A 20,869-nucleotide genomic window follows, 5' to 3' on the forward strand; every position below is an offset into this window, starting at 1 on the left:
AATTCCAGCCAAAATGCCCATCATTACACGCTGTCTTTTCTGTCGTTTCATTGACTTAAACACCCCTTATACCTGCAGGAACTTCCGGATGGCAATGAGAGAGCCCCCTACGCCGATAATCACGCCCACCCCACAGAACACAGGCAGGATCACATCAATCATAGATAAGTAACTGATCATGGTCATCAGGGACAAGCCATTACTCTGGACGATGTTCTTGGCCACCAGCTGGTAAATCCCCCACTGGAGGAAAAAAGCCACCAGGGAACCGATAAGTCCCAGGGCCATACCCTCCACCACGAAGGGCCAACGGATAAACCCGTCGGTGGCCCCGCACATCTTCATAATGGCAATTTCCTCCCGGCGGTAGAAGGTAGCCAGCTTGATGGTATTGGCGATAATGAACAAAGACACCACCAGCAGGATGCCGACCAGCACCAACGCCACACCAGTGGCGATGTTGCGCATCATCACAAAACCTTCGGCAATATCCACCGCCGCGAATACCTTGGCCACGCCGGGCACATTTTCCAGATCTTGTTTGGTCTGGGCAATGAGCTCAATATTGTTCATGTGGACATAGTACCGGTCCCGGAGCACATCCTCGGGAAGGTTCTGGAACATCTCCACATTCTCCCGCTTCTCCTGAAACTCTTTGAGTGCCTCCGACTTGGTAACAAAGGTGACGTTGGTCACGTTGGGAATTTGGGAAATCTCCTCCTCCAGGGACCGGGCCTTCTCCTCGGTGTAACTCTCATCGATGTATACCGCAAGCTGGTTTTCGTTTTCCAGGTCCCCCAGGTTCTTGTCCAGATTCACCGCTACCAGGGTAAAAGACCCCATAATCAGCAGACAGGCCACAATCATACACACAGCCGCAAAGGACATGAAGCCGTGGGTAAAAATGGAGTGGACCCCTTCGCTGAAATAATATCCCGCATCAAATTTTCTCGCCATTGTAGTAACCGCCTGTTCCGTCGCTCATAATCCGACCGTTTTCAATGGCCACCACTCGCTTGTCAAAGCGGTTGACCAGGTTTTTCTCATGGGTAACCACCAGTACAGTGGTACCCAGCTCGTTGATGCGCTCCAGAAGCATCATGATCTCTAAGGAACGCTGAGGGTCCAAGTTTCCCGTAGGCTCGTCAGCAATAATCATACTGGGGTTGTTGACCAGCGCACGGGCAATGGCCACGCGCTGCTGCTCACCACCGGAAAGCTGACCAGGATAGCGGTCCGCTTTCTGCTCCAAGCCTACCAGCTTCAGCACATAGGGGATACGCCGGCGCACCTCCCGGTTGGAAGCTCCCACCGCCCGCATGGCAAAGGACAGATTTTCATACACCGTCTTTTTCTCAATGAGGCGGAAGTCCTGGAAAATAATGCCCAGGGTCCGGCGCATATAGGGCACCTGCCTGGGTGTGATGTTGTTCAGGTTATAGCCGTTTACCATTAAGCGCCCTTCTGTGAGGGCGATCTCTGCGGTAATCAGCTTGATGACCGTGGACTTTCCTGACCCGGATGGACCTACCAAAAAGACAAACTCCCCGTCGTCAATGCGCAAATTGACCCCTTTCAGAGCCTTGGTCCCATTATCATATTCTTTATATACATCTATGAGCCGTATCATGTGCTCCTCCGACTCCGTCTGCACCCAATCTGCTGTGGTCTGGGCCAGCGGTAAAATTTTTTCCTTATCGATCAGTTTATCACAAACACTATATTATGTAAATGACATTTGTGTGCTTTCTTCGGTTTTTTTCACGCCTGATTCTCTCCGTCTGATTCGCCCGGAAAGAGGTAAGCTGCAGCGGACTTCTGTTGAAAGTAAAACAGTGCCGCCCTGGCGGGCGGCACTGTCAGCATAAACACAGGCTACTTAGGACTCAATTCCCCGGGAAATGAGGTACTTCTTGACCATCAAGGCCACCTTGAAGGTAATGGCATCATCAAACTCCCGCAGGTCCAGGCCAGTAAGCTTCTTGATCTTCTCCAAACGATAGACCAGGGTGTTCCGGTGGACAAAGAGCTTCCGGGCCGTCTCAGAGACGTTCAGGTTGTTCTCAAAGAACTTGTTAATGGTAAGCAGCGTCTCCTGATCCAGAGCGTCAATGGGATTCTTCTTAAAGACTTCCTGGAGGAACATCTGGCACAGGATGGTAGGCAGCTGATAAATCAGGCGCCCAATGCCCAGATTCTCATAGTTGATGACAGTCTTTTCCGTATCAAAGACCTTGCCCACATCAATGGCCACGCCGGCCTCCTTATAGGCACGGGCCAGATCCCGAATATGGGGAACGATGGTACCAATGCCGATGACCACTTTGATGCCCAGCTCCTGGGTAACAGCGGTGGCAATCTGCTTGGCAATCTTCTGCAGATCCCGTGCATCCGCTCCCTCAGGCAGCTGCTTAATAAGGGCTACATCGGTCTCATTAATAGAAATGACGAAATCCGTCTGTTTGTCGGGGAACAGATTCTGAATGACATCGATGGTCGTCACATCCGCAGGCCCCAACTGGCGCACCAGGAAGGCGGCACGGGGAGCCTCAGACACAAAGTGCAGCTCCTTGGCCTGGGTATAGATGTCACCCAGAAGAATATTGTCGGAAATGATATTTTTTACAAAGGTGGCCTTGTCGTGCTTCTCCTCATAATAGGTCTTGGCACCATTAAATGCCACTACCGCCATGGCACACAGGGAAGCAGCTACATCGTCGTCTCCCTGCACAAAAGCGGCATAATCAAACTGAGCACCCCATCCAGCCAGAGGCTTAAAGGTCTTTCCCTCGAACCGGGCGGGCTCATTCTCCGCAGAATTAATGGCCGCGACCACACCGGACCAGTGCTCGCCAATGCAGGTCAACTCACTGCAGGCCACCACGATCCCGTCCGCATCCACAACGCCCACCATCCGGTTGACGCTATCCTTCATTTGGAGTACGACACCTTGGAACATCCTACTGGACAAAGTGATCCCTCCTACTCATTTTTTCTTCCTGTGCTATTATAACGGTTTTCCCCTGGTTTTGGCAAGAGGTTTTTCAAGTTTTTTTGTTCATTTCGACCAAAAAATTTAAGTAGGAGTTCTTTCCTCTCTCAGCTTTGCCACCTCGTCCATTTCCAGGTATCTCCACTGCCCCGGCGCAAGGGTTTCATCCAGCTGTAATGTACCCATGGAAAGCCGCTTCAGCGCCAATACCGGCTTTCCCCGCGCAGCCAGCATCCGCTTTACCTGGTGATACTTGCCTTCCCGCAGAGTAACCAGGCACTCCGATCCATCTTTCAGCGGTTCTAACCCGGCTGGAAGGCAATGAAGCCCATCTCCCAGCACCATTCCCTCTCCCAGCGCCGCTACATCCGAAGCATCAATTCGACCCTCTACTCGGGCCAAATATACCTTGTCCACATGCTTTTTGGGGGAGAGCAGTTCATGGGCCAGAGCCCCATCGTCCGTGAGCAGCAAAAGTCCGGTGGTATCCTTGTCCAGCCTTCCCACAGGAAACAGTCCTCTGCGGCGAAGCTCTGGGGGCAGCAGATCGACCACCGTCCGCTGCCGCTTATCCTCTGTGGCGGAAAGAATTCCTGCTGGCTTGTGCATCATCACATAGACAAAGGGAGCACAATCCACTTCCTGCCCATCCACTGCCAGCCGGTCCTCATCTCCTACCTTCTCTTCCGGACGGCGGGCAGGCACCCCATTGATCTGTATCCGCCCCTGACGAACCATATCTTTAATTTCTTTTCGGCTCCACCGCCCGGTGGAGGCCAGACGTTTATCCAGGCGCTCCATATTCAAAGCCACTCCTTTTTCTCCGGCTGGCGGCCGCCTCGCCGGAAACTTGGGCATACCTCTTCGCTGCGCTGCATATGGTAAAGGGAAAACATACACAGGGAAGGAGATATGCGCTGTGTTGATCGTAACTGCAAAAATGCCCCGGCGTAAGCTGGCTCTGAGCGTTGCGGCGGCCGCTCTTTTGTGCTGCTGTGCCGTGGCGCTGAATTTCGGCCAGGCCATGGTAAGCCAGGAGGTATCCGCCTCGGTCTTGCCCAATCCCAAAGGCGTCAAAAGTAATGAGGACCGGGTTGCCTATCTTTCCGCCTACGGCTGGCAGGTATCCTCCCAGCCCCTCGCCTCCCAGGAACTGCTGATCCCAACGGAGATGGACGAGACCTATGACGAGTACTTAGCACTCCAGAAGCAACAGGGTTTTGACCTGGAACAGTACGCCGGGAAGCGGGTCAAACGTTATACCTATGAGATCACCAACTACCCCACTGGTGAGCAGGGTGTACAGGCCAACCTGATCATATACAAAAATACGGTCATCGGCGGAGAGGTTCTATCTCCCCAGCTGGATGGTTTCCTTCACGGTCTTGCCATGCCATAAGAGCACAGCCATGAAACAAGAACGGGACCACGGAATCCGCGGTCCCGCCATTGTTACTTTTTCTCCAGCAAATGGACATTGAGGTGATTATAGGTCATCTCCACCTTGTGGCGGGCAAAGGAATCCCGCACCCCTTCCATGAGGGCATAGTACACATCCCAGTAGTCCTGGGTAGTGGTCCAGGCCCGCACCACATAGTCAATGGAACTGGCACCATAGGCGTTGATCCAGATCACCGGCTTTGGGTCCTGACGGACAGCCGGGATGGAATCCAAGACCTCTCGGATGGCCGTCTTTACCGTCTCAGTGGGCGCGTCATAGGAGGCCGAGAAAACCAGATCCACCCGCCGGCCCCCCTCATTGGTATAGTTGGTCACTTTTGCTGCCGCAAGCTGGTTATTGGGGACCGAGATACGCTTGGCATCCGGCGTGGTCAGCTTGGTGTAAGCCAGACCGATCTCCGCTACCGTTCCGGCCGTCCCATCCGCGTCGATATAATCGCCCACCACGAAGGGTTTGCTTACCAGGATCTGCAGTCCTCCTGCCAGATTGGACAGGGTATTTTGCAGGGCCAGAGAAACCGCCAGACCGGCTACGCTCAGCATGGCGATCACCGACGTCACATCGATGTTCAGGGAGCCTGCGATCATCAGCGCCAGCAGGAACCACAGGAATATCTTTACCCCAGAGCTGATGTATACCCGGATGTCCACCATGGACTTGCTCCGCTCCAGCAGGCGGTCTACCACGCGCATGATCATGCGGATCACCAGGTATCCGATCAGGATCATAAGGACCACGCGGAAAACAGACCCCAGTGTAAGTTCCTTCAGACCCACGGCCTTTGCCACAATATTCAGCACTTGCTGCAGTGCGTCCATTGCAATCCTCCTCGTCTCACGGATATACCGCTCCTATCTTGTGTGTAAAAAAGTCGGTCAGCAAATGCTGACCGGCTTTTCATTTGTGTGATCAATAATTCATCTGCTTGCGGCGGGACAGGTTCATGGTGCCGTCCTGCATCTGGTCCAGGCTGTCCAGGCTCTTTCCGGTACCATAGGCCACGCAGGAAATGGCATCGTCCGCCACATGGGTCTCGATGCCGGTGTGAGACTCCACCAGCTTATCAAAGCCCCACAGCAGAGAACCGCCGCCGGTCATGACAATACCGTTGGTGGAGATATCGGCCACCAGTTCGGGGGGAGTGCGCTCCAGAACGCCGTGGATGGCCTCCAGAATGCGGCTGGAAACCTCCTCAAAGGCCTCGATCATCTCACTGGAGGAGACGGAGAACACACGGGGCAGACCGGTCATCAGGCAGCGGCCCTTGATCTCCATGGTGACCTCCTCGGGACGGGGGAAAACACAGCCGATGGTCATCTTCAGCTCTTCAGCGGTGCGGTCACCGATGAGAACATTGTGCTTGCGGCGGATATACTTCACCACCGCCTCGTCAAACTTGTCACCGGCGATCTTAATGGAGGCAGACTCCACCACGCCGCCCAGGGAAATCACGGCTACATCGGCAGTACCGCCGCCGATGTCCACCACCATGTGTCCGTCCGGCTTGGTGATGTCGATGCCCGCGCCGATAGCGGCAGCCACAGGCTCCTCAATGAGGTAAGCACGGCGGGCACCGGCCTGGATGCCGGCATCTACCACGGCGCGCTCCTCTACCTCGGTGATGCCCGAGGGAACACAGATCAGCAGACGGGGCTTGAAGATGGAGAAGGTGGTTACCTTTTTGATAAACTCCTTCAGCATACGCTCGGTCATATCATAGTCGGAGATTACACCCTCCCGAAGAGGACGCATGGCTACGATATTACCGGGGGTACGGCCCAGCATGGCCTGGGCCTCAGCGCCAACCTTCAGCAGTTTGCCACTATTCTTGTCGATGGCAACCACAGAGGGCTCGCGCAGCACCACGCCCTTACCCTTGATATAGACCAGAACAGAAGCGGTACCCAGATCGATACCGATATCTTTACTAAAAAGCCCCATAATTTTGCTCCACCTTATAATTTCTTTATATTCAGCGCCGCCAGAGCGGCTGTTACGATTCGGCATAATATATTATAGCCATAAGGAAGCGGTATTTCAATCATTTTTTCTTACAATTTTCTCCGGTAATTTGCCCTTTTCCTGCTTAATCCCGCCGAGCCTGAGCCAAAGTCAATCCATAGACTTTTGCCGCCCCGGCCATGCGCAGAAGCCCTGCACACTCGGACATGGTAGCACCAGAGGTGACTACATCATCCACCAGGACAACGATGTGCCCCTCCAGATCCATTCCCGGTAGGACAGCATAGGCTCCCCGTGCGTTTGCCCTGCGGGCGCTCTCCTCCTCCAACCCGGATTGCGGGTCGGTATGCTTGACCTTTCTCAAGGTCCCAGCCACCGGCAAAGACAGACGCTTCCCCACTTCTCTTGCCAAAAGCTCCCCTTGGTCAAAGCCACGCTCATGCAAACGCTCTCTGCTCAGGGGACACCAGGTGATCAAGTCCGCTCGTTCCGGCAGACGGTCTTGCAAACTCTGGGCCATCACCGCCCCAAACGGGACGCAGTAAGCCCTCACAGGCCGGAACTTATACCGTTGAACCGCCTCAGATACCAATCCCCGATAGGCAAGCGGGGAAAAGCAGCCCTCGGTAAAATCCACGCGCCGCTCCCCTTCTCTGCCCAGAAGCCAGGGGAGCGTTTTCTGGCACCGGGGACAGACCGGGGCACGGGGTTCAGCCAAAATTTTTTGGCAATAAGGGCATTTGGGCGGGAACAGCAAATCAAGCAGCATCGTTGCCAGGTTCATTTCCACGTTCCTTCTCCCATGGGGCCATTTTCATAGGCGCAGCCGCACTGGCGAACGCCTGGCTTACCGTTCATAGCCCATGTACTTCTCTAAAATTTCCAGGGGCACACGGCCTCCCGTCTCGTCCCCGATTTTCACAAACCCATATTTCTGATAAAAATGCTGGGCCCGGTGGTTATAAGGGGCACAGCGCAGGCGCAGCTTGTCCCGGCCCATGGGACGGTAGAAGGATACTGCCTGGCCAATGAGCTGAACCCCCAGGTTCTGCTCCCGGAGTCCGGGTGACACATAGCAGAAGGGGATGTATCCCGCCTGATCCTGGGCATACCGCTCCGGGTCCAGTTGGAGCACTCCCGCCAGTTCCCCATCCGCAAAGGCCAAGGTCACCCCCCAGGGGGTGCGGGAGAGGTGAAGCCGCGCATCTTGCAGAAACCCTTCTCCATCAAAGGGTACTTCTTCCCCGTGGGTGGATACCCACGCCTCATGCCGGGCTTCCAGATAGATGCCCTGCTCCTCCTCCCAGCGAATGGGCCGGAACCACAAATTAACATCTCTGGCCTTGCCGCCCTGTTTCCACCACAGTTGTTTCCCCAGGGTAGTCAACTCCTGAGGCAGATGGGATGCATCGTTCTGAAAACGTACCGAGAAGGTCTCTCCATCAAAATCCAGGCAGGACACCGCCGTATTCTCACTATGCCCCAGCTTTCCCCACTCTTGTGGGGACAAACCTTGAACATTGGCCAGAAACTGGCGGATAGCGGTACCGTGGGAAAAAATAGCCACAGTTTTTCCCGGATTCTCTCGGGCGATCCGGGTGACCGCCTTTTGAAGCCGCTCCCCAGCCTCGGCCAGGTTTTCCCCTCCAGGGGCCCGCCAGGTAGGATCACTGGCGTTAAAGCGGGCAATTTCCTCCCCTTCGTGCTGATAAACCTCTCCCCAGGGCCGATCTTCCCAACTTCCGAAATTCAGCTCCCGGAGCTGCGGATCGGTGTGGAGGGTAAGCCCCTTTGGCACATATACCGCCCGTGCGGTGGTTTTGGTGCGGTACAGGTCGCTGGACCACACTTCATCCACCGGAATCTCCCGAAACCGCTCTTCCAGACATTTCATCTGGGCAAAGCCGTTGTCGGTGACCAGGGCATCGTACCAGCCGTGTATCCGGCGGTAGAGGTTTCCCTCCGCCTCGGCATGGCGTACAAGATAAATGGTCGTCATTCGGTTTCCAACTCTTTCTCATAAACTCAGCGGTGGGATTTCATCTCAAAGTGGATGAGCAGGGACAGCAGAGCCCGCAGCAGCACCACCGCCCCCAGTACCACAAGCTCGTTTAAATCCCGGACCAACACAGTCTTTAAAATCTCCGCCGCCATCTTAAATTCCAGGCTGGTGGCCAGACCGTTGGCCAGGTCAAACTTCACGTCGGTGGGCATATGGGTCATAAACCCTTTGCAGTAGTTCCAAAAAGCCCGGACAGCGGACACTGCCACCACAAAGATCCCCATCAGCTCACAAACAGAGATGATTGGGGGCAACATCAGGGCGATCAGTTCTTCCAACACAGGCGGGCCTCCTAATTTACCACGGTTTTACGCCGCCGGTAAGCTCCCGGACAGCGGACAGCCCCTGTCTTGCAGTGATCTCGCAAAGTCCCTCCCGCACCTTGATGGGGGTAAAGGGGTCGGCAAACAGGGCGGTGCCAACCGCCACAGCAGTGGCTCCGGCCAGCATCATCTGAGCTGCATCCTCGCCCTTGGCAATACCGCCCATACCCAAGATGGGCACCTTGACACACTGGGCCACCTCCCAGACCATCCGCACCGCCACCGGCAGCACGGCAGGGCCGGACAGGCCGCCGGTGTTCATCTTCAAAATGGGGCGGCGGGTGTTCACATCAATGCGCATCCCCCGGATGGTGTTGATGAGAGACAGGGCATCTGCACCCGCCCCCTCCACTGCCCGTGCAATCTCGGTAATGTCGGTCACATTGGGAGAGAGCTTCACCATCACAGGGACCTTACCGGCATGAGATTTGGCTACTTCGGTAACCTCGGCAGCCAGTTCAGGCCGGGTGCCATAGGCCAGGCCCCCCGCTTTCACATTGGGGCAGGAGATATTGACCTCGATCATATCCACCCCAGCCCCAGCGAGCTTTTCGCACATGATGCCATATTCCTCCGGGGTATTACCTGAAATGTTGGCGATGACCTTCACATCAAACTGCCGCAGGTAGGGCAGCTCCGTGGCAATAAAAGCGTCCACACCGGGGTTTTGAAGGCCTACGGAATTCAAAATGCCCATGGGCGTCTCGGCAATGCGGGGGCCTGGGTTGCCCTCTCTGGGGTTCAAAGTCAACCCCTTGGCACAGATGCCACCCAGCTCGCTGAGGTCAAAAAACTCGCTGTACTCCCGGCCAAATCCGAAGGTGCCGGAGGCCACACATACGGGGTTTTTCATGCTCATCCCCGCCAGATTCACGGACAAATCCACCTTAGGCATCCCAATCCACCTCCTTGGAATCAAAGACGGGGCCATTTTTGCAAACATGCTTCCGGCTTCCATCCTTCATGTCGCACACACACACCAGGCATGCCCCGATGCCGCAGCCCATCCGCTCTTCCATGGACACCTGGCATGGAACGCCGAACTCCTCGGCCACCTTTGCCACATTCCGCAGCATGGGCTTAGGCCCGCAGGCCAGGACAGCGTCGTAATGCTTGTCCTCACTGAGCTCCTGCCGGACCAATGCATCTACAAAGCCGTGGTAGCCCAGTGATCCGTCATCGGTGGCCACCAGCACCTTGGCGCACTCGTCCTCAAAACAGTCCTTCAGGATGATCTTCTCCTTGGACCGGCCGCCCAGGATGGCGGTGGATCTCCCCTGGGTATACTGGGCACAGCCCCGCATGGGAGGAATGCCGATTCCGCCCCCTACCAGGAGATACCGGCCCTCAGGGTTCACAGAGAAACCGTTGCCCAGCAGCCCCATCACATCCAGGGTATGGCCCACCGGACGGCGGGCGAGCCACTCGGTGCCCTCTCCCCGCACTTCAAAGACGATGGAGAGCAGGTCCTCGGGCTCGTCCTCCTGACAGGAGCACACAGAGATGGGGCGGCGCAGCAGCAGCCCCTCTCCGCACTTGATATGGACAAACTGGCCCGGCCCCTTGCAGCTGGTGCGGACCATGTCGCCGCACTCCAAAGTCATATAAATAGCGTCTCCCATCTGCTCTTTAGAGACGATTTTACACTTGCGTTCTACTTTCATCTTGTCACACCTTTTATCCCATTATCCCACAGTTACTTTTCCCAGGGTGGTTTGCTGCCCGGTTTTTGGCGTCCATCCTTTGGCTTAGGTTCCTCTCGGGCAGAGTCATATTGTTCCGCTCCTCCCCGCATAGCACACCAGGGGCAGCCAATGGATACGCTATGTTCCCTCCCACACACAGGGCAAGTGACCGTATCCTCTTTCTTCAGCAGATCGTTGGGCAGCTCCGGGGGGGCGGGAAGATAAAACTCTGCCCAGCCGCACTTGGCGCACCGGAGCACATCCGCCTCCAGCCAGGACGCCAACAGCCCATCTCGGGCCACCGGACCAAAAAGTCCTTCCTCCCCAAGGTGGAACAGCTTACGCCCATACCGTTCCATGGGACCCCCGCAGCGCAGGCAGGTCTTGTCCGTCTGGATCGCCTGGCGGGCTCTCTCCTGCCGCTCCCGGTCTTCCTTTTCCCGCTGCTCCTCCTTCTCCAGATTGGCCATGATCCGCTCCGGCTCCACTGCCCGGCCGGTGGCCAGGGCACGCTCCCCCCGCTCCTTCTGGCTCAGATTCCGGAGCAGCAGATGACACTCGGAACAAGAGGGCTGTTCCACTCCGCCGCATACAATGTTTTCCCGGCTGAACAGGCCGATTTCTCTGCCGCAAAATACGCACTTCTGAGCCATGGGGCAGGCCTCCTTTTATCGCTGCAGTGCTTCGTTACAGCACCGTCACAAACTGGGCAATGTCGTCCTTCATCGCGATGGCGGCAGCGCGGGCAGCCTCTTTGAAGTCGTGGCCGTCTCCGCCTGTCTTCTTCCAGGCACACATGATGCCGCGGGAGGAGTTGACGATGGCTCCGTGTCCGTACTTGTCAAATGCGTTGGCCACGTCAGCGGCAGTACCGCCCTGGGCTCCATAACCAGGCACCAGGAAGAAGGTATGCTCCAGACGCTTACGCAAAGCCTTGATGTCCTCGGGATAGGTAGCCCCGGTGACCGCCCCGGCCATGGTGTAGCCGTACTTGCCCTCAGTACCGGCGGCAATGCGCTCGTTGAGATCACCCATCACCTGGTACACCAGCCGGTCTCCGGCTACAATGTCCTGCAGCTCCCCGGAGCCGGGATTGGAAGTCTTGACCAGCACAAAGGCGCACTTATCTTCGGCCTTGGCAGCCTCCAGGAAGGGGTTGATGGAGTCGGAACCCATATAGCCGTTGAGGGTGACGCAGTCGGCATCAAAGGACTTGAACACCTGTCCCTCGATTTTGGCCCCGGACAGCCACCCCTCGGCGTAGGCAGAGGCAGTGGAGCCGATGTCACCCCGCTTAATGTCGGCGATGACAAACAGGCCCTTCTTCTTGGCATAGCGGATGGTGCGCTCCAGCATCTCCATGCCCTGCCAGCCCAGATTCTCGTAGTAGGCGCTCTGGGGCTTGACGGCGGGGACGATGTCGCACAGCGCATCGATAAGGCCCACATTAAACTGCCAGATGGCCTCCACGGCTCCCTTCAGCCCCACGCCGTACTCTTCAAAGGCAGCCTGGCGGATATATTCGGGCACATACTCAATGCGGGCATCCAGCCCGGCCACAGTGGGGTTTTTCTTGTCACGGATTTTGTCCTGCAGTACATCAAATGACATGAATATCATTCCTTTTCTGTAATTTTATCCATACGATCTGGTCAGGATATACACCCTGTTCACCGCTCCTGGTAAATCACCTTTCCGCCGGCGATGGTGTACTTGACCTTGCCTTTCAGTTTCCAGCCGGCAAAGGGGGTGTTCCGGGCCTTGGAGGCAAACTGCTCCGGGTCTACGGTCCACTCCTCGTCCGGGTCGAAAATCACCAGGTCCGCCGCCGCTCCCAGGGACATGTGGCCCCGGGACAGGCCCAGGATATCGGCGGGGTTGGTGGACATGCGCTTGATGATATTGGGCAGATCCATCTTCTTGGTGTGGTAAAGCTGGGTCAGGGTAATCGCCAGGCTGGTCTCCAAACCAATCATTCCGCTGGGGGCACGGGTGAGTGTACGCGCCTTTTCCTCCGCGGAGTGGGGGGCATGGTCGGTGGCAATGACATCGATGGTGCCGTCCTTCAGTCCGGCGATGATCCCGGCCACGTCGGCCTTGGTGCGCAGCGGGGGGTTCACACGGGCCATGGAGCCCTGGGTGAGCACCTCATCCTCGGTGAGGGTAAAGTACTGGGGGCAGGTCTCACAGGTAATGTGGATGCCCTTTTTCTTCATTTTCCGAATGATTTCCACACTCCGTGCAGTGGACACATGGCAAATGTGCACCGGGGCCCCGGTCTCCTCAGAGAGCATGGCGTCCCGCATGACCATAAGCTCCTCGGCAATGGCAGGCCGTCCCTCCAGCCAAAGCTGGCGGGATACGCTGCCCTCGTTCACCGCCCGTCCGGCCACCATGGTGGTGTCCTCACAGTGGCACAGCACCGGCATCTTCAGCCCCCGCACCCGGATGAGCACATCCCGCATGAGGTTGGCGTTGTCCACATTGTTCCCATCGTCGGAAAGCGCGATGGCTCCGGCAGCCTTCAGCTCTTCCGGGTCGGTAGGCTCCTCTCCCCGCAAGCCCTTGGACAGGGCGGCAACGGGATGGACCTGGACGCCGCAGGCCTCCTTGGCCCGGCTGAGGACATACTTCACCTGTTCGGGGCAATCAATGGTGGGGCTGGTGTTGGCCATACAGGCCACCGAGGTGACACCTCCCCGTGCCGCCGCGGCACACCCAGTGATAATATCCTCCTTATAGGTGAGGCCCGGATCCCGGAAATGGACATGCATATCCACAAGCCCTGGGGCCACAATAAGGCCCTTTGCATCGATGACCTGGTCACACTCCACATCAATTCCGCGCTCCATCATGGCCAGCACACCGTTGTCGGCCAGAATGTCCTGCACCACCACCGCACTGGTCACCGGATGGACCACACGGCCGTTTTTAATCAAGAGTTTCATGGGCTTCCTCCCAAATTTTGTCCATTTTTTCGTTTTTTCGCCAACTGTTCCCAGTAAGCCTATATTATCCTAATACTAAATTATAGCGGAACGGGTAGGAATTAGCAATGTGTTTTTCAGAATTTCCGGAAAGAATAAACAGCGGGGAACATCCAGATCTTTTTGTCCCGCAAGGAGGGGATTTTTATGCAGAACAGTGGAATGGGTATGGGTATTTTTCTCACCGGCGCGATGGCCGGCATGGTGGCCGGCGCCGCTCTGGGCGCTTCCATGGCGCCCTCCAGCCGCCAGATCAAACGCACCGTCAATAAGGCTGCCAAAAAGGTGAACCAGGCGGTGGACAACCTGGCCAGTGCCATCGAAATGTGATGGATCCCGGCAAACGGTAGTACCGTTTGCCTGAGAGAACGACACAAAGATCCCCCCTCGATTTCTTTGAAATGGGCGGGGGATCTTTGCCGTCCCTTGTTGGAATTTTTCTTTACATGTGTAACCTTTTCCCTTATGGTTGGTTTAACAGTACAGAACAGGCCGGAAGGGGGGATGGAAATGGAACCGGACTTTGCAGCAGTATGCGGGGAATATTATGACCGGGTCTACCGCTTCCTGCTGGTCCTGTGTCAAGACCCCCACCAGGCGGAGGACCTGACCCAGGAGGTCTTTTACCGGGCTCTGCTCCACATCGGGCGCTATGAGGAGCGGGGGCAGATATTCACCTGGCTGTGTTCCATCGGAAAAAACCTCTGGTTCAGCCAGTGCCGGAAAAAACCGCCGGAGCCCCTCTCCCCTGCCTTAGCCGCCCGCTTTGGGCCGGAAGATGCCCTTTCCGCCCATGAGACCCAGCTGGCTCTTCGGCGGGCCATTTCCACCCTGCCCGAGGACTATCGGGATGTGGTCATCCTCCATATTTATGGAGGCATCTCCCTGAAAGAGATTTCCGCTCTGAAGGGCAAATCGGAAAGCTGGGGCAAGGTCACCTACTACCGGGCCAGACAACTGCTGAAACAAGAATTGGAGGGAACGTTATGAGCAACAAGGACTGTGACATTATCCAGGACCTGCTTCCCCTGTACATAGATTCCTGCTGCCACCCAGGCAGCCGGGAGCTGGTGGAGGCGCATCTGAAGACCTGTTCCGCTTGCCAAAAGGCTTATCGTGAAATGACCGGGACCATTCCCGCTCCGGAGGAACCCCCTACGAAGCTGGAAGTTCCTTCTTCCCCAGAAGGCACAGAGGAAAAAAAGGGGAAAAGTTTTCGCAAAGGGATGAAGAAGATCCGCCGGCGGTGGATTACCTCCCTCATTGTGGTGGTGATTCTGGTGCCCTTTGTGCTCATGGGCATCGCCCAGGTGACGGGAGACGGCCTCTGCTACACCAACCTCCATGAGTTCTACCTGGCCCACGCTTTTCTTGGAAAGATGAAGGCCGGGGACTACGAAGGGGCGGCCAAATATATTGCACGGGAGGATGTCCGGGAGCGGTACCGGTTCAGCTGGTTTACTGAGGAGGAGATGGCAAACTTTGACCAGGACGCTACTGACATCTTTGTGAAGGCCGCCCAGGGCTATACGGAGATGGGAGGCCTGTCCGACTACCGTTTCCACTGGGGCGGTTATGCCTCCGCCACAGTGGGCGCCTTGGACGGGGAGGAAAAGGTTGCATGCTATCGCTTTGATTTTACCGTCACCGTAGGCGGAAAAGACTACCGGGCTATTCTGGAAGTAAGCGACGACGGAGTGGAGGACTGCTGGATCTACGACAACCCCATGGGAGGACCCCAGCAACTCAACGATATCAACCAGTGGGAATACACCCTGTGGGACGAATATGTGGAGCGTTACTATGATGACGCGCGCAAGTCCCAGTACGAGACGTTCCGCCATCAGGGATACTAATGCAAACAGCCCGGCGCACAACGGTGCGCCGGGCTGTTATTTTTTATTTCTTGAAACCGTCCTTCAGGCTCACCGAACGGTTGAAGACCAGCTTGCCGGGCTCAGAGTCCTTGCTGTCAGCACAGAAGTAGCCCAGGCGCAGGAACTGGAAGCGGTCGCTGGGCTGAGCATTGGCCAGGGAAGCCTCCAGCTTACAGCCCTCCAGTACCTCCAGGGAACCGGGGTTCAGGCACTCCAAAAAGTCCTTGTCGCCCCCATCGGGGTTCTCATCGGCAAAGAGGTTGTCGTAGAGACGCACCTGGGCATCCACGGCAGTGGCGGCATCCACCCAATGGATGGTGGCGCCCTTCACCTTCCGGCCATCGGCGGGGTTGCCGCCCTTGGACTCAGGGTCATAGGTGGCCAGAATCTCCGTGACATTGCCCTGCTCATCCTTGACGCAGCCGGTGCACTGGATGAGATAGGCCCCCTTCAGGCGGCACTCGGGTCCCTCGGGGTAGAGGCGCTTATACTTGGGGATGGGGGTCTCCAGGAAATCGTCGGCCTCCACATAGAGGTGCCGGGAGAAGGTCACCGGGCGGGTGCCGGCCTGGGGATCGTTGGGGTTGTTCTCCACCGCAAAGGTCTCGCTCTGGCCCTCGGGATAGTTGGTGATGGTGAGCTTCACCGGACGCAGTACGGCCATGGCCCGCTGGGCGTGGTCGTTGAGGTCTTCCCGCAGGCAGTGCTCCAAAAAGCCAAACTCCACAGTGGAGGCAGCCTTGCTCACACCGTTGCGCTCGGTAAAGTTACGAATGGCGGAGGGAGTGTAGCCCCGGCGGCGCAGGCCGCACAGGGTGGGCATACGGGGGTCGTCCCAGCCGGAGACGTAGCCCTCCTCCACCAGCTTGCGCAGCTTGCGCTTGCTCATGACAGTATAGTTGATTCCCAGCCGGGCAAACTCGATCTGACGGGGCTTGGCGGGCACAGGGCAGTTCGCGATGACCCAGTCGTAGAGGGGACGGTGATTCTCAAACTCCAGAGAGCACAGAGAGTGGGTGATCCCCTCAAAGGCATCCTCCAGAGGGTGGGCAAAGTCGTACATGGGATAGATGCACCACTTGTCCCCCTGACGGTGGTGAGAAGTGTGGTTAATGCGGTAGATCACCGGGTCGCGCATATTGAAGTTGCCGCTCTCCAGATCGATCTTGGCCCGGAGGGTATACTTGCCCTCAGGGAACTCGCCTGCACGCATGCGTGCAAACAGATCCAGGCTCTCTTCCACGGGGCGGTCCCGCCAGGGAGAGCGGGCGGGGGTGTTTACATCGCCCCGGTACTCCTTGAACTGCTCGGGGGTCAGCTCACACACATAAGCCAGCCCCTTTTTAATGAGCTCCACGGCACAGTCATACATCCGCTCGAAATAGTCTGAGGCATAGTAGAACCGGTCGTCCCAATCAAAGCCCAGCCAGCGGATGTCCTCCTTAATGGCCTCCACATACTCCTCGTCCTCCTTAGAGGGGTTGGTGTCGTCCATACGCAGGTTGCAGATACCGCCAAACTTCTCCGCAGTGCCAAAGTCAATGATCAGAGCCTTGCAATGGCCGATGTGGAGATAGCCGTTGGGCTCAGGCGGGAAGCGGGTGTGCACCTGCATCCCGGCAAAACGGCCGCCGGGGGCGATGTCCTCCTGGATGAACTGGTGGATAAAGTTCTGGCTCTCAGGAGCCTCATTTTCCGTAACAGCTTTGATGTCTTCCGACATAGCTTGTTCCTCCTGTCTTCTCTGGGGATATGCGGCCCAGCTGGCCGAAATGGTAATAACTGATATATTTTACACCATCTCATAGGGGAAATGCAAGGCCTTCCCCGTTTTCTCCCAGAATTTCGGGCCGCAGAACCTCTTTGTGACAAAGTTACGGAAGGTTTCCCGCCCCTGTGGTATGGTATGGACACAGAGAGGAAAGGCTCGTGAGGATACCTTGTATCCCGGACCAAAAAGGGGTATAATTCTCACAAGAACTTTGAAAGGCGGCGAAGGCACATGACCTATGATTTGATCGTGCTGGGCTCAGGCCCCGCCGGAATGGCGGCAGCCATTGCCGCACGCGGCAGAAACAAGAGCGTCCTGGTCATTGGCAACCACTGGCAGGACAGTCCCCTGGCCCGTGCCGAACGGGTAGACAACTATCTGGGGCTCCCTGGGTACACCGGAGCTGAGATGTTGGAGACCTTCTACCGGCACGCGCTGGAAATGGGCACAGAATTCGTAATCGGCAAAGCCATTTCTCTTATGGCCTGGAACGGCTTTATGGTCACCGTAGGCAGTCAGGTGTATGAGGGGAAAACTCTCATTCTGGCCCCCGGTGTGGTCCGACAGGCCAAATATCCCGGCGAAGAGGAATATTTGGGCCGGGGCGTAAGCTACTGTGCCACCTGCGACGGGATGCTCTACCGGGGCAAGCCGGTCGTTGTAGTAGGCCGTTCCTCCGACGCTCCCCACGAGGCCAACTACCTGAAGAGCCTGGGCTGTCAGGTGACCTATGTATCCCCTCAGCCCCCGGTCGGATTGGATGGAGACATTCCCTATGTGAAAGCGGGAAAGTTGGCCATAAAAGGGGAACAGACCGTCACAGGCCTGGAGGCTGACGGAGCCCTTATCCCCTGTAACGGCGTATTCGTTCTCCGGCAGACGGTAGCTCCCACCGACCTCTTGCCCACCCTGGAGACCGAGGCAGGCTACATCAAGGTAGACCGGCGCATGGCTACCAATCTTGAGGGGGTATTTGCCGCCGGGGACTGTACCGGTCTCCCGCTCCAAGTGTCTAAGGCTGTTGGGGAGGGCCATGTGGCCGCCCTGTCCGCCTGTGAATATCTGGACCAAAAACCGGAACAATAAATGATAACTTTAATGTTTAACACAGAAAGGAAATGATTGATATGTTGGTACATTTCAGCAAGGAAGGCTTTGACAAGGCGCTCAGCGACGGTAAACTGATGATGGTGGACTTCTGGGCCAGCTGGTGCGGCCCCTGCAAGATGCTCGCCCCCGTGATCGACGATCTGGCCGAGCAGTACGAGGGCAAGGCCGTGGTGGGCAAGGTGAACGTAGATGAGGAACAGGAGCTGGCTATCCGCTACGGCGTCATGTCCATCCCCACCGTCATCTTCTTCAAGGACGGCAAGGAGATTGACCGCAAGGTGGGCGTCATGCCCGGCGGCGCCTTTACCCAGGTGCTGGACAGCAACCTGTAAACAGATTAAAAAGCGGGGAGAGCACCTCCCCGCTTTTTGTTTCGTCAGCCTAAGAAATCCCTTCCACATTTAATTTTCTCGCATCTTTCTCCCCTGACGGTTGTTCTCTCCGGGGCAGAAGGGTTACCTCTCCATCCTGGCCATTGATATACCGTTCCTCACAGGCCTGTTGGGCGGCTACCAGCGTATTGATTGCCTGTTCTGTGGCCCGGAACAGGGTGAGATACATTTCTTTATAGTCGGGCATAGGATCACCTCTTTTTTATAGAATAGGACAAATAGTCCTAAAGGTCAATAGGACAATATGTCCTTTGATATAGTTGCATTGGTGATGACTATGCAACTAAGAATTCGAGACTTACGAGAGGATGCTGATTTGACGCAAGATCAAATTTCCAGTATGCTGCACTGCGACCAGTCGCTTTATTCCAAATACGAGCGCGGCGAACGGGTGCTCCCGCTGGATTTGGCAATCAAGTTGGCGGAATTCTATCATGTATCCCTTGATTACCTGGTGGGAAGAAGCGATAAGAGAACTTGACCGGTTTACCAGAGCAAGGTTTCGCCCTGCAGGGCGACCCACTTTTCCAACAGCGGCAAAGTGGGCAAAACGCCGTTAAAGGGGGAGATGTTTCGATTCATCTCCCCCTTCAAAATCCCCCTCTTCAGCGACCAAAAGGTGGGAACTGCGGTTCCCCCCTTTTTGGATTAACCCCCCTCGGGGCAAGCGACTCCCCCTGAGTGGCGCTTTCCCTCTTTTGCCGCCACGAGCAAAGGAGGGCGCCGCCGAAGCGGCGAAACCTATCCCCCTACCGATCTGCCTATTATAGGAAAACCCCCGAGGCAACGAACCTCGGGGGTCATTTTATACATCAAGGTTTCACCAGCGCCTCGCCGGCCAGATAGATATCCCCCGCTCCAACCGTAAGAATGAGGTCTCCCGGCTGGGCCATCTCCCGTAGGGTTTCGGTAACTGCCTCCAGGGTGGGACAATACACCGCTCCGGGGATTTTCTCCGCCAGGTCCTTGGACGAAATTCCAAGCGTGTTCTGCTCCCGTGCGGCGTAAATCTCCGCCAGCACCGCCACGTCCGCCAGCTTCAGCTGTTCCACAAAATGATCAAAGAGGGCGGCGGTACGGGTATAGGTATGGGGCTGGAAGGCGCAGATGATCCGCTGATACCCCAGCTTCTTCACCATGGTCAGCAAAGCATGGAGCTCGTCAGGGTGGTGGGCATAGTCGTCATAGACCATGGCCCCGTGGTACTCCCCCTTCTTTTCAAAGCGCCGTCCCGCTCCGGTGAAGCTCTCCAAGCCTTCCTCCACTGCGCTTCCGGGAATGCCCAAAGCCCAGGCAGCACAAGCGGCGGCCAATGCGTTGGAGATATTGTGCTCGCCTCCCACACGAAGCTCCACATGGGCATATTTCTCCCCATGGATGAGAATATCAAACCGGGGCAGCCCCCGCTCCCAGGTCACATTCTGTGCCCGGCAGTCAGCGCGCTCCCCATCCCGGCTGAATACCAAGATTTCCCGTCCACAGTCCTGCACAGCCTCCATGGCATGGTCATTGTCTCCGTTGACCACTACCCAGCCCCGGTCCTCAGGCACCAGCTGGGCAAACGAACGGAAGGAGTGCTGGATGTCATGGATATCTTTGAAGAAATCCAGGTGGTCCTCTTCTACGTTGAGGATCACCGCCACAGTAGGTGCAAAGGACAGGAAGGAATTGCAATACTCACAGGACTCCGCAATGATAGTATCCCCATGTCCTACCCGGTGCCCCGCCCCCAGAACCGGCAGGGTGCCTCCGATCATCACCGAAGGGTCCTTCCCGGCAGCCAGGAAGATATGGGTACACATGGAAGTAGTGGTGGTCTTGCCGTGGGTGCCCGCCACGCACAGGGCATTGCGGTAGTGCTTCATAATGGCTCCCCAGGCCTGGGCCCGCTCAAAGACGGGAATCCCGGCAGCCAGAGCGGCTGCAATTTCCGGGTTATCATCGTGGACGGCGGCGGTACGGATGACACAGTCCGCACCCACTACGCTTTCCGGCAGATGTCCGATCATCACGGGAATTCCCAGGGACCGCAGGTGGTCTACCGCAGCGCTCTCATGCATATCAGAACCGGTGACAACAACGCCCCGGCCCTTCAGCACCTCCCCCAGCGGGGACATGGACACCCCACCGATGCCCACCAGATGGGCCCGCTTGCCCGGCTTGATATAATCCTGTACGTTATGCTCCAAATCCATAATGGCACCTCACATCTCAGGTCTCTCTCTATTTTATCCCGTGCACCCAAA

General features: G+C 56.6%; 24 protein-coding genes. 7 read left to right on the top strand and 17 right to left on the bottom strand.

All coding sequences use genetic code 11. The annotated features are described in order from the left end of the window. Positions 1–66: 66 nt before the first annotated feature. From ftsX to ACTQ3R_RS05670, 4 genes are all read right to left on the bottom strand, one after another. A complete protein-coding gene (ftsX, locus tag ACTQ3R_RS05655) occupies positions 67–957 on the bottom strand; it encodes a permease-like cell division protein FtsX (protein WP_441779550.1) in 891 nt (296 codons plus the stop codon). Next, the gene (gene ftsE / locus ACTQ3R_RS05660) at positions 941–1,630 is read right to left on the bottom strand and encodes a cell division ATP-binding protein FtsE (RefSeq protein ID WP_441779549.1); all 690 of its coding nucleotides are present in this window, start codon (positions 1,628–1,630) and stop codon (positions 941–943) included. The genes ftsX and ftsE overlap by 17 nt, the downstream gene beginning before the upstream one ends. Positions 1,631–1,879: 249 nt before the next feature. After that, complete coding sequence (locus ACTQ3R_RS05665; protein WP_441779548.1) at positions 1,880–2,971, bottom strand: PucR family transcriptional regulator; 1,092 nt, start codon at positions 2,969–2,971, stop codon at positions 1,880–1,882. A gap of 105 nt (positions 2,972–3,076) precedes the next feature. After that, entirely contained in the window at positions 3,077–3,793 is a 717-nt protein-coding gene (locus tag ACTQ3R_RS05670; protein WP_441779547.1) for a pseudouridine synthase, read from the bottom strand. Between the two features lie 118 nt (positions 3,794–3,911). On the opposite strand from ACTQ3R_RS05670, the gene ACTQ3R_RS05675 reads away from it, so the two are divergent. Further along, positions 3,912–4,391, top strand: a complete 480-nt coding sequence (locus ACTQ3R_RS05675) for a DUF4830 domain-containing protein (RefSeq protein ID WP_441779546.1) — start codon at positions 3,912–3,914, stop codon at positions 4,389–4,391. Between the two features lie 53 nt (positions 4,392–4,444). Here the strand turns inward: ACTQ3R_RS05675 and ACTQ3R_RS05680 are convergent, their stop codons facing one another. From ACTQ3R_RS05680 to ACTQ3R_RS05725, 10 genes are all read right to left on the bottom strand, one after another. Further along, a complete protein-coding gene (locus tag ACTQ3R_RS05680; RefSeq protein WP_441779545.1) occupies positions 4,445–5,272 on the bottom strand; it encodes a mechanosensitive ion channel family protein in 828 nt (275 codons plus the stop codon). 91 nt (positions 5,273–5,363) lie between these two features. After that, positions 5,364–6,395, bottom strand: a complete 1,032-nt coding sequence (locus ACTQ3R_RS05685) for a rod shape-determining protein (RefSeq protein WP_441779544.1) — start codon at positions 6,393–6,395, stop codon at positions 5,364–5,366. 145 nt (positions 6,396–6,540) lie between these two features. Beyond that, complete coding sequence (locus ACTQ3R_RS05690) at positions 6,541–7,200, bottom strand: ComF family protein (RefSeq protein WP_441779543.1); 660 nt, start codon at positions 7,198–7,200, stop codon at positions 6,541–6,543. Between the two features lie 63 nt (positions 7,201–7,263). Further along, on the bottom strand, positions 7,264–8,415 hold the full coding sequence (locus tag ACTQ3R_RS05695) for a GNAT family N-acetyltransferase (RefSeq protein WP_441779542.1): 1,152 nt from the start codon (positions 8,413–8,415) through the stop codon (positions 7,264–7,266). Positions 8,416–8,441: 26 nt separating this feature from the next. Beyond that, positions 8,442–8,759 (bottom strand): DUF1622 domain-containing protein, encoded by a 318-nt coding sequence (locus ACTQ3R_RS05700; protein ID WP_441779541.1) that lies wholly within the window; start codon positions 8,757–8,759, stop codon positions 8,442–8,444. 16 nt (positions 8,760–8,775) lie between these two features. Beyond that, positions 8,776–9,696: a dihydroorotate dehydrogenase gene (locus ACTQ3R_RS05705; protein WP_441779540.1), complete on the bottom strand. Its 921-nt coding sequence runs from the start codon at positions 9,694–9,696 to the stop codon at positions 8,776–8,778. After that, positions 9,689–10,465, bottom strand: a complete 777-nt coding sequence (locus ACTQ3R_RS05710; protein ID WP_441779539.1) for a dihydroorotate dehydrogenase electron transfer subunit — start codon at positions 10,463–10,465, stop codon at positions 9,689–9,691. The genes ACTQ3R_RS05705 and ACTQ3R_RS05710 overlap by 8 nt, the downstream gene beginning before the upstream one ends. 32 nt (positions 10,466–10,497) lie before the next feature. Beyond that, positions 10,498–11,139 carry a hypothetical protein gene (locus ACTQ3R_RS05715; RefSeq protein WP_441779538.1) on the bottom strand — a complete coding sequence of 214 codons (642 nt, stop codon included), beginning with the start codon at positions 11,137–11,139 and terminating at the stop codon, positions 10,498–10,500. A 34-nt stretch (positions 11,140–11,173) separates the two neighbouring features. Next, positions 11,174–12,097: an orotidine-5'-phosphate decarboxylase gene (gene pyrF, locus ACTQ3R_RS05720; protein WP_441779537.1), complete on the bottom strand. Its 924-nt coding sequence runs from the start codon at positions 12,095–12,097 to the stop codon at positions 11,174–11,176. Positions 12,098–12,156: 59 nt separating this feature from the next. After that, the gene (locus tag ACTQ3R_RS05725; RefSeq protein ID WP_441779536.1) at positions 12,157–13,434 is read right to left on the bottom strand and encodes a dihydroorotase; all 1,278 of its coding nucleotides are present in this window, start codon (positions 13,432–13,434) and stop codon (positions 12,157–12,159) included. Positions 13,435–13,620: 186 nt separating this feature from the next. On the opposite strand from ACTQ3R_RS05725, the gene ACTQ3R_RS05730 reads away from it, so the two are divergent. The 3 genes from ACTQ3R_RS05730 (at position 13,621) to ACTQ3R_RS05740 (ending at position 15,329) form a co-directional block, all read left to right on the top strand. Further along, positions 13,621–13,803: a hypothetical protein gene (locus ACTQ3R_RS05730; RefSeq protein WP_441779535.1), complete on the top strand. Its 183-nt coding sequence runs from the start codon at positions 13,621–13,623 to the stop codon at positions 13,801–13,803. Positions 13,804–13,983: 180 nt separating this feature from the next. Further along, complete coding sequence (locus ACTQ3R_RS05735) at positions 13,984–14,463, top strand: RNA polymerase sigma factor (protein ID WP_441779534.1); 480 nt, start codon at positions 13,984–13,986, stop codon at positions 14,461–14,463. Continuing rightward, complete coding sequence (locus ACTQ3R_RS05740; protein WP_441779533.1) at positions 14,460–15,329, top strand: zf-HC2 domain-containing protein; 870 nt, start codon at positions 14,460–14,462, stop codon at positions 15,327–15,329. The genes ACTQ3R_RS05735 and ACTQ3R_RS05740 overlap by 4 nt, the downstream gene beginning before the upstream one ends. Positions 15,330–15,372: 43 nt before the next feature. Here ACTQ3R_RS05740 and ACTQ3R_RS05745 read toward each other — a convergent pair whose 3' ends face one another. Beyond that, the gene (locus tag ACTQ3R_RS05745; protein WP_441779532.1) at positions 15,373–17,073 is read right to left on the bottom strand and encodes a glutamine--tRNA ligase/YqeY domain fusion protein; all 1,701 of its coding nucleotides are present in this window, start codon (positions 17,071–17,073) and stop codon (positions 15,373–15,375) included. Between the two features lie 279 nt (positions 17,074–17,352). Between ACTQ3R_RS05745 and ACTQ3R_RS05750 the strand changes: the two genes are divergently transcribed. Continuing rightward, positions 17,353–18,207: an NAD(P)/FAD-dependent oxidoreductase gene (locus ACTQ3R_RS05750; RefSeq protein WP_441779531.1), complete on the top strand. Its 855-nt coding sequence runs from the start codon at positions 17,353–17,355 to the stop codon at positions 18,205–18,207. 41 nt (positions 18,208–18,248) lie between these two features. After that, positions 18,249–18,563 carry a thioredoxin gene (gene trxA, locus ACTQ3R_RS05755; RefSeq protein ID WP_441779530.1) on the top strand — a complete coding sequence of 105 codons (315 nt, stop codon included), beginning with the start codon at positions 18,249–18,251 and terminating at the stop codon, positions 18,561–18,563. A gap of 49 nt (positions 18,564–18,612) precedes the next feature. On the opposite strand, the gene ACTQ3R_RS05760 is transcribed toward trxA, so the two are convergent. Beyond that, complete coding sequence (locus ACTQ3R_RS05760) at positions 18,613–18,810, bottom strand: hypothetical protein (protein WP_441779529.1); 198 nt, start codon at positions 18,808–18,810, stop codon at positions 18,613–18,615. A 90-nt stretch (positions 18,811–18,900) separates the two neighbouring features. Here ACTQ3R_RS05760 and ACTQ3R_RS05765 point away from each other — a divergent pair, with 90 nt between their 5' ends. Beyond that, positions 18,901–19,104 (top strand): helix-turn-helix domain-containing protein, encoded by a 204-nt coding sequence (locus tag ACTQ3R_RS05765; protein WP_441779577.1) that lies wholly within the window; start codon positions 18,901–18,903, stop codon positions 19,102–19,104. A gap of 331 nt (positions 19,105–19,435) precedes the next feature. On the opposite strand, the gene murC is transcribed toward ACTQ3R_RS05765, so the two are convergent. Then, the gene (murC, locus tag ACTQ3R_RS05770) at positions 19,436–20,818 is read right to left on the bottom strand and encodes a UDP-N-acetylmuramate--L-alanine ligase (protein WP_441779528.1); all 1,383 of its coding nucleotides are present in this window, start codon (positions 20,816–20,818) and stop codon (positions 19,436–19,438) included. Positions 20,819–20,869 lie beyond the last annotated feature (51 nt).

Origin of the sequence: Lawsonibacter sp. LCP25S3_E2 (assembly GCF_052117285.1) — a bacterium.
GTDB lineage: Bacteria > Bacillota > Clostridia > Oscillospirales > Oscillospiraceae > Lawsonibacter.